General features: G+C 67.2%; 13 protein-coding genes. 4 read left to right on the top strand and 9 right to left on the bottom strand.

The features are described 5' to 3' along the window. Positions 1-506: 506 nt before the first annotated feature. Genes ACQCSZ_RS24100 through ACQCSZ_RS24090 form a run of 3 tightly spaced genes read left to right on the top strand, consistent with a single transcriptional unit; the run spans position 507 to position 2,545 of the window. Positions 507-1,199: a histidine phosphatase family protein gene (locus ACQCSZ_RS24100; protein ID WP_427006098.1), complete on the top strand. Its 693-nt coding sequence runs from the start codon at positions 507-509 to the stop codon at positions 1,197-1,199. A gap of 24 nt (positions 1,200-1,223) precedes the next feature. Then, positions 1,224-1,778 (top strand): DUF3090 domain-containing protein, encoded by a 555-nt coding sequence (locus ACQCSZ_RS24095; protein WP_427006097.1) that lies wholly within the window; start codon positions 1,224-1,226, stop codon positions 1,776-1,778. Continuing rightward, on the top strand, positions 1,778-2,545 hold the full coding sequence (locus ACQCSZ_RS24090; protein WP_427006096.1) for an SCO1664 family protein: 768 nt from the start codon (positions 1,778-1,780) through the stop codon (positions 2,543-2,545). The genes ACQCSZ_RS24095 and ACQCSZ_RS24090 overlap by 1 nt, the downstream gene beginning before the upstream one ends. Before the next feature lie 460 nt (positions 2,546-3,005). On the opposite strand, the gene ACQCSZ_RS24085 is transcribed toward ACQCSZ_RS24090, so the two are convergent. From ACQCSZ_RS24085 to ACQCSZ_RS24045, 9 genes are all read right to left on the bottom strand, one after another. Beyond that, the gene (locus ACQCSZ_RS24085; protein ID WP_427006095.1) at positions 3,006-3,146 is read right to left on the bottom strand and encodes a hypothetical protein; all 141 of its coding nucleotides are present in this window, start codon (positions 3,144-3,146) and stop codon (positions 3,006-3,008) included. Between the two features lie 153 nt (positions 3,147-3,299). Beyond that, on the bottom strand, positions 3,300-4,658 hold the full coding sequence (locus ACQCSZ_RS24080; RefSeq protein WP_427004280.1) for an IS4 family transposase: 1,359 nt from the start codon (positions 4,656-4,658) through the stop codon (positions 3,300-3,302). Between the two features lie 135 nt (positions 4,659-4,793). Continuing rightward, a complete protein-coding gene (locus ACQCSZ_RS24075) occupies positions 4,794-5,576 on the bottom strand; it encodes a phosphatase PAP2 family protein (RefSeq protein ID WP_427006094.1) in 783 nt (260 codons plus the stop codon). Positions 5,577-5,819: 243 nt separating this feature from the next. Next, positions 5,820-6,863 carry a sugar kinase gene (locus ACQCSZ_RS24070; RefSeq protein ID WP_427006093.1) on the bottom strand — a complete coding sequence of 348 codons (1,044 nt, stop codon included), beginning with the start codon at positions 6,861-6,863 and terminating at the stop codon, positions 5,820-5,822. Beyond that, positions 6,860-7,552, bottom strand: coding sequence for a bifunctional 4-hydroxy-2-oxoglutarate aldolase/2-dehydro-3-deoxy-phosphogluconate aldolase (locus tag ACQCSZ_RS24065; RefSeq protein WP_427006092.1), 693 nt, complete (start codon positions 7,550-7,552; stop codon positions 6,860-6,862). Before ACQCSZ_RS24065 ends, ACQCSZ_RS24070 begins: the two co-directional genes overlap by 4 nt. 5 nt (positions 7,553-7,557) lie before the next feature. Continuing rightward, positions 7,558-8,706, bottom strand: coding sequence for a galactonate dehydratase (gene dgoD, locus ACQCSZ_RS24060; protein WP_427006091.1), 1,149 nt, complete (start codon positions 8,704-8,706; stop codon positions 7,558-7,560). A 6-nt stretch (positions 8,707-8,712) separates the two neighbouring features. Then, entirely contained in the window at positions 8,713-9,606 is an 894-nt protein-coding gene (locus ACQCSZ_RS24055; protein ID WP_427006090.1) for a carbohydrate ABC transporter permease, read from the bottom strand. Beyond that, the gene (locus ACQCSZ_RS24050; RefSeq protein ID WP_427006089.1) at positions 9,603-10,556 is read right to left on the bottom strand and encodes a carbohydrate ABC transporter permease; all 954 of its coding nucleotides are present in this window, start codon (positions 10,554-10,556) and stop codon (positions 9,603-9,605) included. The genes ACQCSZ_RS24055 and ACQCSZ_RS24050 overlap by 4 nt, the downstream gene beginning before the upstream one ends. A gap of 162 nt (positions 10,557-10,718) precedes the next feature. Continuing rightward, complete coding sequence (locus ACQCSZ_RS24045) at positions 10,719-12,014, bottom strand: ABC transporter substrate-binding protein (RefSeq protein WP_427006088.1); 1,296 nt, start codon at positions 12,012-12,014, stop codon at positions 10,719-10,721. A gap of 138 nt (positions 12,015-12,152) precedes the next feature. On the opposite strand from ACQCSZ_RS24045, the gene ACQCSZ_RS24040 reads away from it, so the two are divergent. Further along, positions 12,153-12,917, top strand: a complete 765-nt coding sequence (locus ACQCSZ_RS24040) for a FadR/GntR family transcriptional regulator (RefSeq protein ID WP_427006087.1) — start codon at positions 12,153-12,155, stop codon at positions 12,915-12,917. Positions 12,918-12,919 lie beyond the last annotated feature (2 nt).

Genomic DNA, 12,919 nt, shown 5'->3' with positions numbered 1-12,919 from the left:
ACCGCGCCGCCTCGCTTCATCATAACAACATTTTAGAGTGCTTTTCCCTCACATTCGGGAAAGACACGACAACTATTCTGACTACGCGAAACCGTATAAAACGGGCCCCCCGCCCGGAAACTCAACGAATCCGGGCGAGAGACCCACGTAACTTCCGCCTAAGAGTGCCGCGCCCTGGTTCCGGGCGCACAGCGCGGGGTCGGTGTGGTCCATCACAACCAATGGCACACGACCCGCTCTGAGAGGGCGGGAACTACTGGATCCGACGCGGAGCGGGTACAGGACGTCCTCCATGCGGGGGTCGACTTCGGCCGGGGGTTCGGGCTGTGCCGGTACTTCCGGTTTTGCTGCGTCGGCCATGAGCTGGTCAATGCGTGCCGAGTCCGTCTGGGCGGCTTTGAGCGCGTCGGCGTGCTTGAAGGGTTCCGCCAGTGCTTTATCTGCCTGTTCGACGCGCGACCCGGTACGGTTCACACCGCCATCGAGCGGGTGGTTAGGCTGGGTGGATGGCGACAGTTATTCTCGTGCGGCACGGCCGCACCACAGCCAATGCCACTGGACTGCTGGCCGGTCGGGCCGTCGGCGTCAGCCTGGACCAGATCGGGCGCGACCAGGCGGCCCTGACCGGAGACCGGCTCGCGGCCGTGCCCGTAGTCGGGGTGGTGTCGAGCCCTCTTGAGCGTTGTCAGCAGACCGCCCAGCTCATCCTCGATCGCCAGGCCGGCACGCCGTACGCGCCGGTCGATCTCGATCTCACCGAGTGCGATTACGGCCAGTGGCAGGGCCGCACGCTCAGTGATCTCGCGACCGAGGATTTGTGGCCGGTTGTGCAGTCGCAACCGTCCGCCGTCGTCTTTCCCGGCGGTGAATCCATGGCCGCGATGCAGGCCCGGTCGGTGGCAGCGATTCGACGCCACGATGCAGCCTTCGAAGCCGAGTACGGGCCAGGGGCCGTGTGGGTGGCGGTGAGTCACGGTGACATCATCAAGTCAATCCTCGCCGACGCGCTCGGCATGCACCTTGACCTGTTCCAGCGTATTAACGTGGGCCCCGCCTCCGTATCGATCGTGCGCTACGGCGCTAGCCGGCCGAGCGTCTACGCGACCAACACCGACGCGGGTGATCTGTCGTGGCTGTCGAACGGCATCCACTCCGGCGATGCGCCGGTGGGCGGCGGTGCAGGGCAAAAGGCGACATGAACCTCATGTGCCTAAAATACTGACATGCCTACACGTGTTCACGAGTTTGCCTGGCCTGATCGGGTCGTCGTTGGCACCATTGGCCTTCCGGGGGCGCGCACGTTCTACCTGCAGGTGCGCGCAAGGACGCAGATCGTGAGTATTGCCCTGGAGAAGCAGCAGTCGGCTCTGCTCGCCGAGAAGATCGAGGAAATTCTCGACCAGCTCATCACCGTCGAGGGCAACCCCTTCAGCGTTCCCACGAGTACTCCCATTGAACTCGTCGACAATGACCAGCTCGAGGCCGTTCAGGAGCAGTTTCGCACCGGCGCCATGAGCTTAGGTTGGGACCCAACCACGGCCCAGGTCGTAATAGAGGCCTACCCCATCACCGATGTCGATGCTGATGACAACGACGAATCGCTTGATGAGGACGGCGCCAACGAGCCCGAAATGCTGCTGGTGCGAATGCCGGTCGGCACCGCCCGCGCATTCGCCAAGCGCACCCGTGAGATCGTGGGCGCCGGGCGTCCGACGTGCTCGCTCTGCGGTTACCCCATAGACGCCGACGGGCACATCTGCACCCTTCCCGAGGTCTGATGCCAGCGCCGGACCTAGTGACCGCCGAGCTGACGCTCACCGGCCGCATCACGACGGCTTCAAACGCTACATTCCTGGGCAGCATCGGCGACGTGGCGGTCGTCTATAAGCCGATAGCAGGCGAAAGTCCGTTGTGGGATTTTCCCCACGGCACCCTGGCTCACCGGGAGGTGGCCGCCTACCTGGTCTCGCAGGTCTTCGGCTGGGACGTCGTGCCGCACACCTGGCTGCGCGATGGTCCGATGGGCGAAGGAATGGTGCAGCTCTGGCAGGAGCAAGACCCCGCCCAAAGCGCCGTGAACCTGGTCGCGACGGACCACGTGCCGGAGACGGGCTGGAAACACGTTCTCGAGGGACGAGATGAGAGCGGACGGATGGTCGCCCTCGTTCACGAAGACTCGCCAGCGCTCAGACGCATGGCGGTGTTCGACATGGTCGTCAACAACGCCGACCGCAAAGGCGACCACATTCTTGCCATGACGGACGGACACCGGCACGGCGTGGACCATGGGCTCACCTTTCACCGTGACCACAAGCTGCGCACGGTGCTGTGGGGGTGGCTGGGAGACGCTCTGACCACCGAGGAACGCGACGGCATCGATCGTGTCAGCGAAGGACTGCACGGTGGGCTGGGCCGAAACCTGGCGGACTTGCTCAGCGCCGAAGAAATCGCATCGCTCGCCGCGCGCTGCGCCCGATTGCGCTTGGCAGGGCGGTTTCCGGCTCCGAGCGGTGAGATGTCGGCGGTGCCCTGGCCGCTGTTCTAAGGGACTTACGGCTACGGGCTTCGCAGGCTGCGTCACGTTGATGGCATGGATCTTAAGGTAGCGACGGAGCTCATCATTCCTGAGCGCGAGCCCGGCTGGCAATTCGCCAAGGAGCCAGGCCCCGGCGGGCAACCCTCTGTTCCGAAGGTTTGGCGATGGGATGTATGTGTGCTCGTCCCCTTGGTCGGAGATGTCGGAATAGTCGGGCATTGGGGGTGGCCATGAACCGGCCGGCCAGGTTGGTGCCCGCACTTGAGGCGGTTGATTTGGACGGAGCGAAGCTCGATTTGATTCCATTCGGTCAGGGTGTCCACAACGGAACGCAGGACGGGTGCAGTGTGGTCACCGTGGACTGGCATTCGCAGCCTACCCGCGGCCACTTCGCTACAAGGGCTGCCGCCGGCGACCCGGGTACCCAGCCTCCGCGGTCAATACATTGAGATCGACGCGCCCGCATGGGTCATGCCTGCGTGAACCAGCCGATGGCCCAGAGCATGACGAGGCCGATGAAAGCGAATACCGGAATCAGACAGCCGATCATCAACTTGGAGGGTGCGTCGACCTGGAATGACCGATTCGGGTCAGCAGGGTCGTAGGCCACCTCCAGAATCTCTCCGGGCGTCGGCCGGTTGGCGTAGGAGACTTCGGATTCCCCGACGTACAGGACGCCGCGCTGGTCAATGAACTGATATCGCGGCCAGAAGCGGACGTTCCGGTTCGTGTTTCCCCCGCCGTTAGTCCCAATGCCGTTCGGTTAGGGGCCGGGATCCGGTGTCAAGATCCTGGTGTCGAGTGTCGCGGGATAGGTCCGACGGTCGACATCCCGTTCCTTGGCGCGGTACTTGGAGATCGCGCGTTTGACCACCCGGGGCCGGGAGCGGATGCGGCGGGCGGGCAACGGTTCGGCCAGCATGGCCGCCCCGATGCGACCGACCAGGTCCACCACGGTTCCGCTGAGGATCCCGCGGGCCTGGACCACCTGGTCGCGGGCGGACCTCAGTCCGATGGTGAAGGACAGGCGGTCCGGATCGATCTCGGGATGCCGCAGCGTCACATCGGTCATCGCGGTGCGCAACACCTGGTAGCAGGACAGCAGCGCCCAGGTCTCCTGGATGACCGCGGCAGGGTGCCGGCCGCGCAGCACCCGGCCGTTCAGGATGCGTGATTTCAATTCGCAGTAGGCCGTTTCGATCTCCCAACGCTCATGGTAGAGCCTGACCAGTCCCAGGGCGGGAGCCTGGATCGGGTCGAGCAACGTGGTGACCAGCCGGTATTCGGCGGTGAGCGTTTTGGCCTCGGTGGTGACCGTGAGTTCGGCGTCGATGACCCGTACGCGTTGGCCGGCGGCATGGGAGAGGTAGGAACCGTCGGCCAGCTGCTGAAGGACCGGCAGTTTCATGGCGCTGAGACCGGTCCTGGCGCGGAAAAGGAAGTCCGCGCCCGTTTCGGCCACTTCACGGAAGAAGCCGTAGGTGGCGAAGTTCCGGTCCCCGAGCAGCACCATGCCCGGTTGCAGGCAGGAGATGAGCTGCCGGGCGTAGGTCAGCTCGCCCACGGCGTCGGTGCCGAAGGCCGCGTCGATCACCGAACGGGTCCCGGCCGTGAGGATCGCAACCAGCCGGATCATCGGGTACCCGGCCTCCCCGTTGACGCCGCCGCGCGGCTTGGGGTACCTGGCCCGGTTGGCCTCGGTATCGGCCACGGCCATCTGCGTGCCGTCGATGGCCACGACCAGCCGGCCAGCGAACCGGGTCACCTGCCGGGACCCGCACACCGCAGGGCCCTTGAGAAGGGTGAACAGCTCACGCAGCGGGGCCGTTCCCACCCGGCGCATGGCCTGGCTCAAGGATGAGGCCGAAGGTGTCTTCACCGGTGCCGGCGGCCCCGTGACCAGGCGTGAAAAGACCTGCTTCCAGCCCTGGTCGGCGAACAGGACCCCGGCGAGCAGCAGGTAGATCACCACCCGTGAGGGCAGCCTGCGCACCCGGCGTTCCCGGCCTCCGGCGGCCTCGAGCGCGGCATCAACCATGTCGAAGGGAACGACACGGGTCAGCTCGCCCAGATGCCCGGGTGCGAATACCCCCGGAGCGTGATTGATGGCAGAATCGGGCATAGTGGCTCCCGTGGGGGTGGATCAGTCTTGGTGGACCGAACTACTCAAGCAGGAGCCACACCCATATCCCCACGGACACGCCGATTCGACGGGACTTGACCCTGGACCCGAACGCCTAACCGAACGGCATTGGGGTTAGTCCTCGCCGGTATCGGCTTTCGAGAGGGTCCCGGTGACCTGCTCGCCCCGGATCCGGGCGGTCCGCCAGGTATCCACGGCCATCACGGCCCCCAGGATGACCAGCGAGATGGCGAGGGACGCGAGGGCATCAGTCATCCAGTGATAGCCGAGGTACAGCCGGCTGACCGCAGCGAAGAACACGCCGACTCCGGCCACCACGAAGCCTACGACGGCGGCCCTGGGGTTGCGGCGGCGCGAGAAGACGAGAAACGTCGTGATGAGCAGGAAGTCGCAGGCCCCCAGGACGTGTCCGGACGGAAACGAGAAGGTGTGGTCGGCGCCGAAGAGCATGAGGTCTACGGGAGGGCGTCCGCGGTTCACAATGTGGCCGATCAGCTGGGCAAGGACGACGCCGGTCAGCATGGCGGCCGCCAGCAGGACCGGGCGCCAGGCGTGCTTGGCCAGGAACGCCCAGGCCACCGTGACCACCAGGACGATAATCGGCAGGCCGACCGGGCCGAAGATGACCGCCAGGATGATCATCACCGTGGTCAGCGGCTCGGACCGCAGCGTCAGGAGCCAGGACCGCACGGGTTCGTCTCCGTCGGACAGGCCGCCCCGCAGGAGGACACCCGCCAGGACAGCCGTGAACAACAGGGCACCCGCGATCATCAGGACAACGGCAAGGCGGTACAGATTCTTCCGCGCCTGCACGCTCATGAACCGTTCTTCCACCACGAACTTCTCATGGAACACCCGCCACCGGCCCCGCGGCTTGCCCGTTCGACCCTCAGCCATTGTCCGTTTCCTCCTCTGTGCCGTGTGTGGACCTTCTCTGCTGAAGATTACCGCCATTGTGGAGTTCAGGGGCGCCCGGGCATGCCGGCGGCTGCCGGGCTCCCCTGTCCGGCCCGGCTCCCTTCCGCGGCAATGATTTTCACGGCAGTTCCAGGCTTTCTGAGTCGATGGCAGGTTGAAAACGGTCGGTTCGGTGGAGGACCGGCGGCCGGGCTGTGGCTTCGCCGGCTCTGCGGGTGTTGTTCAGCGCTGCGTCGTTCCGCTTCGCGTGGTTCCGAGCAGCGCGAGCTCCTCGGAGCGGGGCAGGCCTTCCCAGTCCCCCGCGGTACTGACGGCGAACGCCCCCGCGAGGATGCCACGCTGCAGGCGTCCGGCAACGTCCTCGCCGTCGAGCAGCGCGGAAAGGTAGCCGGCGGTGAAGGCGTCCCCGGCCCCCACGGTATCGACGCTGGTCACGGGGAACGCGGGCGCTTCCCAGCGTCCGTCGGCGGTGTGGACGCCGGCCCCCGCGGCTCCGCGCTTGACCACGACTTCCCGGACGCCGCAGTCCAGGAGCTGGGCGGCTATGGCCGCCTCGTCGGCGCCGGAGTTCCCCGGACCGCCGGCTTCCCCGGCGTCGGAGCCGGCGTCGGAGTCGGAGTCCGCGGGAGCGTCCGGCGCGGTGGCGACGAGGCCGAGTTCGTCATCGGAGGCGATCAGGATGCTGGCGTGCCGGGCGAGCGGGGTGAGCACGGCGCGCGCCTCGTCCCGGGACCACAGCTTGCCGCGGTAGTTGACGTCGAGGGAGACCACCATGCCCTCTCCGGCGGCGCGTTCGGCCGCGTACTCCACGGCCCGCCGCGACTCGGGGCTGAGTGCGGCGGTGATGCCGGTCAGGTGCAGGATCCGGACCCCGGCCCCGGCTCCTGCAACGGCACCGAAGGCGCGCTCCACGTCGTCGCGGCCGAGAGTGGACCCTGCCGAACCCGCGCGGTAGTAGAAGGCCCGGGTGACGTCCGCCGTGCGCTGCTCGAGGAACATCGCCCCGGTGTTCCGGGCGGCGTCAATCCGGTGCTGCACGCCGATGCCCTCGGAGCGCAGCTGCCGCAGGATGTACTGGCCGTGCGGGTCGTCGCCCACGACGCCGGCCCAGGCGACCCGGTGGCCCAGCCGTGCGACGCCGACGGCCACGTTCGATTCCGCCCCGGCCACGTGCATGGCCAGGCTGCCGCCGGCGGACAGCGGCCCGGCGGACCGCAGCGACACCATGGCCTCCCCGAAGGTCAGAAGGTCGACGCCGGCGCTCACGAGAGCTTCGCTTCCAGCCGGGTCGCTTCCATCCGGTGTGTTCCGGCCCGCGCGTCCGCGAGGGCCACGAAGGCCCGCGCGCGTTCCCGGAGCGCGTCGAGGTCACCGCCGGAGGCGGCGTCCCCGATCAGCGGGCCGCCCGGCCCCACGGCGATGGCCCCGGCCGCCCAGAACGCGGGCGCATCGGCGAGGCCCACCCCGCCGACGGCGATGAACGGGATCTGCGGGAACGGATCGCGCAGGGCTTTCAGGTAGGACGGTCCGCCGACGGAGGCGGGAAAAAGCTTCACGGCGGTGGCGCCGCGGGTCATGGCCTGGTATGCCTCGGTGGGCGTCAGGGCGCCCGCGAGCACCGGCAGCCCGAGGCCGGCCCCGACGTCGATCGACTCGGCCAGCGCGGGGGTGACGATGAACTGGCCGCCGGCGGCGACGACGTCGTGCACGTCCCGGGCGGTCAGCACCGTGCCGGCGCCTACCAGGCAGCCTTCCGGGGCGGCGTCGCGGATCCGCCGGATGGCGGCGAGGGCGTCCGGCGTCGTCAGGGCGACTTCCACGGAGCGGAAGCCCTCCGCCATGACGGCCAGGGCGGCGCGGGCCGCGGCCGGGCCGTCGGTCCCGCGGACGATCGCGATGAGCCTGGACTCCTTGAGCCCGTGCAGGAACTTCTCAGGGGTGTTTCCGGAGGTCATGTCGTTCACCATTCTGCGTAGGATCCGTCGGGGTGCCGCCAGACCGGGCCGCGCCAGGCGTGGCCGCGCTTGTCGGCGGCGCGGACCACAGCCTCGTCGATCTCGATGCCCAGGCCCGGGCCGGTGAGCCGTTCGATGTGGCCGTCCACGAACTTCAGCGGGGACTTGTCCACCACGTAGTCCAGGACCTCGGCGCCCTGGTTGTAGTGGATCCCGATGCTCTGCTCCTGGATCAGGAAGTTGGGCGTCGCGAAGCCCACCTGCAGGCAGGCGGCCAGCGCCAGCGGGCCGAGCGGGCAGTGCGGGGCGAGCTGGACCTCGTAGATTTCGGCGAGCGAGGCGATCTTGCGGACCTCGGTGATGCCGCCGGCGTGCGAGAGGTCCGGCTGGGCCACGGCGATGCCGGCCTGCAGCGCGGGCAGGAATTCCTGCCGGCTGTACAGCCGCTCGCCGGTGGAGACGGGCGTCGTGGTGGAGGAGGTGAACTCGCGCAGCAGATGGGTGTTTTCCGGGACCACGGGCTCTTCGAGGAAGAAGGGCCGGTACGGTTCCAGCAGCGGCGCCACCCGCCGGGCATTGGCGAGGCTGAAGCGGCCGTGGAAGTCCACGGCGACGTCGCGGTGGTCCCCGAGGACCTCGCGGGCGGCGGCCACCCTGCGGACGACGCCGTCGAGCTCCGCGACGGAGGCGACGGGGCTCATCCGGCCGCTGGCGTTCATCTTGACGGCGGTGAGCCCGACCTCCAGCTGCGCGCTGATCTGGTCGGCCACCTCGTTGGGCTCGTCCCCGCCCACCCAGCCGTACATCCGGATCCGGTCGCGGACGTGGCCGCCGAGGAGCTGGTGCACGGGGGTGTTGAAGTGCTTGCCGGCGATGTCCCAGAGGGCCTGGTCCAGGCCGGACACGGCGCTGGCGAGGATGGGGCCGCCGCGGTAGAAGGAGCCCTTGGTCATCACCTGCCAGTGGTCCTCGATCCGGAGCGCATCGTTGCCGATCAGCAGCTCGGAGAGCTGGCCGACGGCGGTGCGCACCGTTTCGCTGCGCCCCTCGCAGGTTGCCTCGCCCCAGCCGACGATCCCGCTCTCGGTCTCGATCCGAACGAAGAGCCAGCGCGGCGCGACGAGGAAGGTTTCGATCCTGCTGATGAGTGTCATCTGTGCCTAGCCCTTGGTCGCGCCGGCGGTCATGCCGGAGACGATGTACTTCTGCGTGAAGAGCGCAATGATCATGATCGGGATGGTGACCACGGTGGCGGCCGCCATCAGTCCGCCCCAGTCGATGCTGGCGTAGGAGACGAAGTTGAAGATCGCGACCGGCAGGGTCTTGGTCTTGGACCCGGAAAGCACCAGGGCGAACATGAAGTTGTTCCAGGAGAAGATGAAGGACAGGATGCCCGCGGTGGCGATGCCGGCGACGGACAGCGGCAGCGTGATGCGCTGGAAGGCTCCGATCGGGGTCAGCCCGTCCACCTGGGCCGACTCCTCCAGCTCCAGCGGCATCGAATCGAAGTAGCTCATCATGATGTAGACGATCAGCGGCAGCGAGACAAACATGTGGCTGAGGATCAGCACCTCGAAACCGCCGACCATTTTCAGGTTGGAGAACACGTAGTACCAGGGCACCAGCAGCGAGACGCCCGGAATGACGCGGGCCATCAGGACCACCAGGGCCGAGCGGTGCATCGTGAAGCGGCTCATCGCGTAGGCGGCCGGCACGCCCAGGACCAGCGACAGTGCCGTGGCGACGAAGGCCACCCAGAAGCTGTTGAAGATGAAGACGAGGTAGTTGTTGCGCTGCAGGACGTTCGCGTAGTTCTCCCACGTGGGAGTGAAGAGGAACGACTTGCCGGTGTCGTAGATGTCCACGTTCGTCTTCAACGAGGCGAGGAACATCCAGAACAGCGGCGCGACGAGGAACACCACGACGGCGGCCAGCGCGGCGACGCGGAAGACCTTGTAGGCGCGGGTGGCCAGCGGCTTCCGGCGGCGCGGGGCCGGCGGGGTGGCGGGCGCCGCGGCGGTTTTGATTTCGGTGTTTTCGTTCAGGACGGTCATTTGCTTACCGCTTTCTTACGCATGGTCAGCAGCCACATGGAGCCGATGATGATCATGAAGAACAGGATCAGCACCGCGGAGGACAGCCCGTACTGGTTGTAGTCGAAGCTCAGGCCGTAGGCGTAGACGTTGAGCGTCTCCACCTCGTGGAAGGATCCGCCGCCCTTGCCCTTGGTGGCGTAGAGGATGTCGAAGGTCTTCAGGGCGTCGATGCCGCGAAGCAGGATCGCGACGATCACGGTGGGCATCATGAGCGGCAGGGTGATGTAGAAGAAGCGCTGGACGGCGTTGGCGCCGTCCATCCGCGCCGCCTCGTCCGGTTCTTCGGACAGGGAGGTCAGGCCGGCGAGCAGGATCAGCACCACCATGGGGGTCCACTGCCACACGTCCATGAAGATGGTGGTGCCCAGCGCCGTGTCCTGGCCGGAAAGCCAGGGCTGGGCGGGGATGCCGACCATGCCGAGCAGCTGGTTGACGAAGCCGATGTTGGGGTCGAAGATCAGCCGCCACATCATGCCCACGGCCACCGGAGTGGCGACGAGCGGCATCAGGATGGCCACGCGCACCCACTTTTCGCCGCGGAAGGGCCGCCACAGCAGGAGCGCGATGCCCATGCCGAGCACGACTTCGCAGGCCAGGGCGACGCCGGTGAAGGACAGGGTGCGCCCGACGGCGGGCCAGAAGCGTTCGGCGTCGGACAGGACCGTGAGGTAGTTCTGCAGGCCGACGAACTCGGACGCGGCGCGGACCGAGCCCTGCGAATCGGTCAGGCTCAGGTACAGGGTCCAGGCCAGCGGGAAGACGATCAGGACGCCGACGAAGACCATCGCAGGGGCCGCGAAGAGCCATTTGCGGTGCCGGTTGGCCCAGGCGGAGAAGTTCTCACGCGCACCGGGAGGGCGGCCGGTGCGGCGCGCGTGCGTGCTGCGGGGAGGAGTCAGTACAGACATGGTTCACCTAAGGAGTTGGGGGTGAAGTGAAGAGCCGGCCCGGCGGGACGGCAGCAGGGCCGCCGTCCCGCCGGGCTGTTTAGCACTCCGGCGCGGAGCGCGTACTCCGGCGCGGGGCGCGCCGGGCGCGTACTGCGTCAGGTGCGTAGCGCGCCGGGCGCGCTATTTCTTTTCGCCGTCCAGGAACGTCTGGAAGGCCGCGTGGGCCGTGTCGGCGGCGGCGGAAGCGTCCGCGCCGGTGATGGTGGCCACGATCGGGCCGCCGACGATCTCGCGGGCCTTGCCTACCGTGACAACCTGGGGACGGTCGTGGCCGACGCCGTTCTTGGCGCTGGCGGAGATGGCCTCGGCGAGGTCCTTCGGGTAGGTGGAGGTTCCGGCAGGGTCGGCCCAGACGGAGGCGCGGGGTCCGGGGACACCGGCCTTCTGCGCGGCCAGGGTGCGTTCCTTGCTGGTGGCCCACTGGATGAACTTCCAGGCGTTGTCCTGGTTGGTGGAGGCCTGGTTGACGGCGAGGCCCCAGGACGGGATGTTGTACGGCTTGGAGCCTGCCGGACCGGCGGGCAGCGCGGCGAAGCCGACCGTGTCGGCAACCTTGGACTTGGCCGGATCGGTGGCGTTCTTGTAGAGCGAGTCGGCCTCGGTGTAGAAGGCGGCCTTGCCCTGGGTGAAGATCGCCATCGCCTCGGGCCAGCTCATGTCCGTGCTGACGTTCTTGGGACCGTAGTTCTTGATCAGCCCGCCGTAGTACGCGTAGGCCTGCTTGGCGGCATCGGAGCTGACGGCGGACTTGCCGCCGGCATCGGTGAAGTCGCCGCCGAAGCTGTACAGGAAGCTGGAGAACTGGGTGACGGCGGCGGACTTGCCGGTGCGGGCCACGAAGCCGGCGGTGTCCGGCGAGGAGGCCGAGATTGTCTTGGCCGCTGCCTGGAGCTCGTCCATGGTCGTGGGAACCTTGATACCGGCGGCCTGCAGCAGGTCCTTGCGGTAGTAGAGCACCTCGCGTTCGGTGATGATCGGCACGCCGACGACCTTGCCGTCAGCGGTGCTGGCCTTGACAGGGCCGTCCTGGTAGTCCTTCCAGTCCCAGCCGGCGTCCTGGGACACCTTGGACGTCAGGTCCGCGAGATAGCCGTTCTTCGCGAATGCCTTGCCCTCCTGCAGCGGGCGGTACATCATCACGTCGATCTCGTCGCTGCCGGCGTTGAGCTTGACGTTGTACTGGTCCGAGAGCTGGTCTTCGCCGAGCTGGGTGAGCTCGACCTTGAGTCCGGTGGACTTCTCGAATTCCGGAATGGCCGCCTTGATGCCCTCGGTCCAGACGTGGTTGGCAAGGGTGACCCGGACGGTCCCCGAGGCCTTGGCGTCGCCGCTGCCGCTCCCGCCACCGCAGGCCGTCAGGCCCAGCGACAGGGCCGCAGCGACCGCCGCATACTTCACAATTGCATGCCGCTTCATTACGACTCCCTTAGTTTTTGGGGCCGGACACGGCGTCCGGCCAGCTGCAAATGCGTCTTTACATCTGCTCTGGAAGCGATCATAGGGAAATAAAGCATACTTAAACAACCCCTTGAGGCACTTCGGTATGATTTATTTATGAAAACCCCAAAGGCGGAGCCCACAACGGACCTGCACTCGGTGCTTGTCCAGAATCTGGGGCTCGCCATTGCCGAGGGGACCCTGGCTGCCAATTCGATCCTGCGCCTGGACGAGCTCGAAACTCGCTACGACGTCTCCCGCTCTGTGGTCAGGGAAGCCACCCGTGTGCTGTGTTCCATGGGAATGCTGGAGTCCCGGCGGCGGCTGGGCACGGTGGTGCAGCCCGACGATTGCTGGAACCTCTATGATCCCCAGGTCATCCGCTGGCGGCTGGCTTCATCCAAGAGGCTCGAACAGCTGCGGGCACTCAATGAGCTCCGTGGCGCAATCGAACCACAGGCTGCCCGGCTTGCCGCCGCGCGCGCTTCCTGGGACGCCGGCAGTGACCTTGTGTCCCAGGCTGCGAGACTTTGGGCGGCAGGCCAGCGCGGGGACAAGGAGGAGTTCCTCCGGCTGGACATAGAGTTCCATGGGGCCGTGCTCAAGGCTTCCGGGAACCCGATGTTTTCCCAGCTGCAGAATCTGGTCGCGGAAGTCCTGACCGGGCGCACCGAGCATGGCCTGACGCCCCACCTCCCCCACCATGAGGCGCTGCAGCTTCATGTCGATGTGGCCAGCGCCATCCAGCGCGGCGAGGCAAATGCCGCCCACGCGGCCATGAGCAGGATCGTCGAACAGTCCACCGAGGAAATGGGCACCATCTGGTCCCGCCACCAGCAAGGGGCGACGGCGGAGCCGGCGTCCGGGGCCGGACACCCCTGACG

Origin of the sequence: Pseudarthrobacter sp. H2 (assembly GCF_050157045.1) — a bacterium.
GTDB lineage: Bacteria > Actinomycetota > Actinomycetes > Actinomycetales > Micrococcaceae > Arthrobacter.
Note: the sequence above shows the minus strand (reverse complement) of the source record. Positions and strands in the feature narration are given on the sequence as shown.

Excerpts from the sequence above, each read along its gene's own strand:
- ACQCSZ_RS24100 (WP_427006098.1), top strand. The coding sequence starts at position 507 with ATGGCGACAGTTATTCTCGTGCGGCACGGCCGCACCACAGCCAATGCC.
- ACQCSZ_RS24095 (WP_427006097.1), top strand. The coding sequence starts at position 1,224 with ATGCCTACACGTGTTCACGAGTTTGCCTGGCCTGATCGGGTCGTCGTT.
- ACQCSZ_RS24090 (WP_427006096.1), top strand. The coding sequence starts at position 1,778 with ATGCCAGCGCCGGACCTAGTGACCGCCGAGCTGACGCTCACCGGCCGC.
- ACQCSZ_RS24080 (WP_427004280.1), bottom strand. The coding sequence starts at position 4,658 with ATGCCCGATTCTGCCATCAATCACGCTCCGGGGGTATTCGCACCCGGG.
- ACQCSZ_RS24075 (WP_427006094.1), bottom strand. The coding sequence starts at position 5,576 with ATGGCTGAGGGTCGAACGGGCAAGCCGCGGGGCCGGTGGCGGGTGTTC.
- ACQCSZ_RS24065 (WP_427006092.1), bottom strand. The coding sequence starts at position 7,552 with ATGACCTCCGGAAACACCCCTGAGAAGTTCCTGCACGGGCTCAAGGAG.
- dgoD (WP_427006091.1), bottom strand. The coding sequence starts at position 8,706 with ATGACACTCATCAGCAGGATCGAAACCTTCCTCGTCGCGCCGCGCTGG.
- ACQCSZ_RS24055 (WP_427006090.1), bottom strand. The coding sequence starts at position 9,606 with ATGACCGTCCTGAACGAAAACACCGAAATCAAAACCGCCGCGGCGCCC.
- ACQCSZ_RS24050 (WP_427006089.1), bottom strand. The coding sequence starts at position 10,556 with ATGTCTGTACTGACTCCTCCCCGCAGCACGCACGCGCGCCGCACCGGC.
- ACQCSZ_RS24045 (WP_427006088.1), bottom strand. The coding sequence starts at position 12,014 with ATGAAGCGGCATGCAATTGTGAAGTATGCGGCGGTCGCTGCGGCCCTG.
- ACQCSZ_RS24040 (WP_427006087.1), top strand. The coding sequence starts at position 12,153 with ATGAAAACCCCAAAGGCGGAGCCCACAACGGACCTGCACTCGGTGCTT.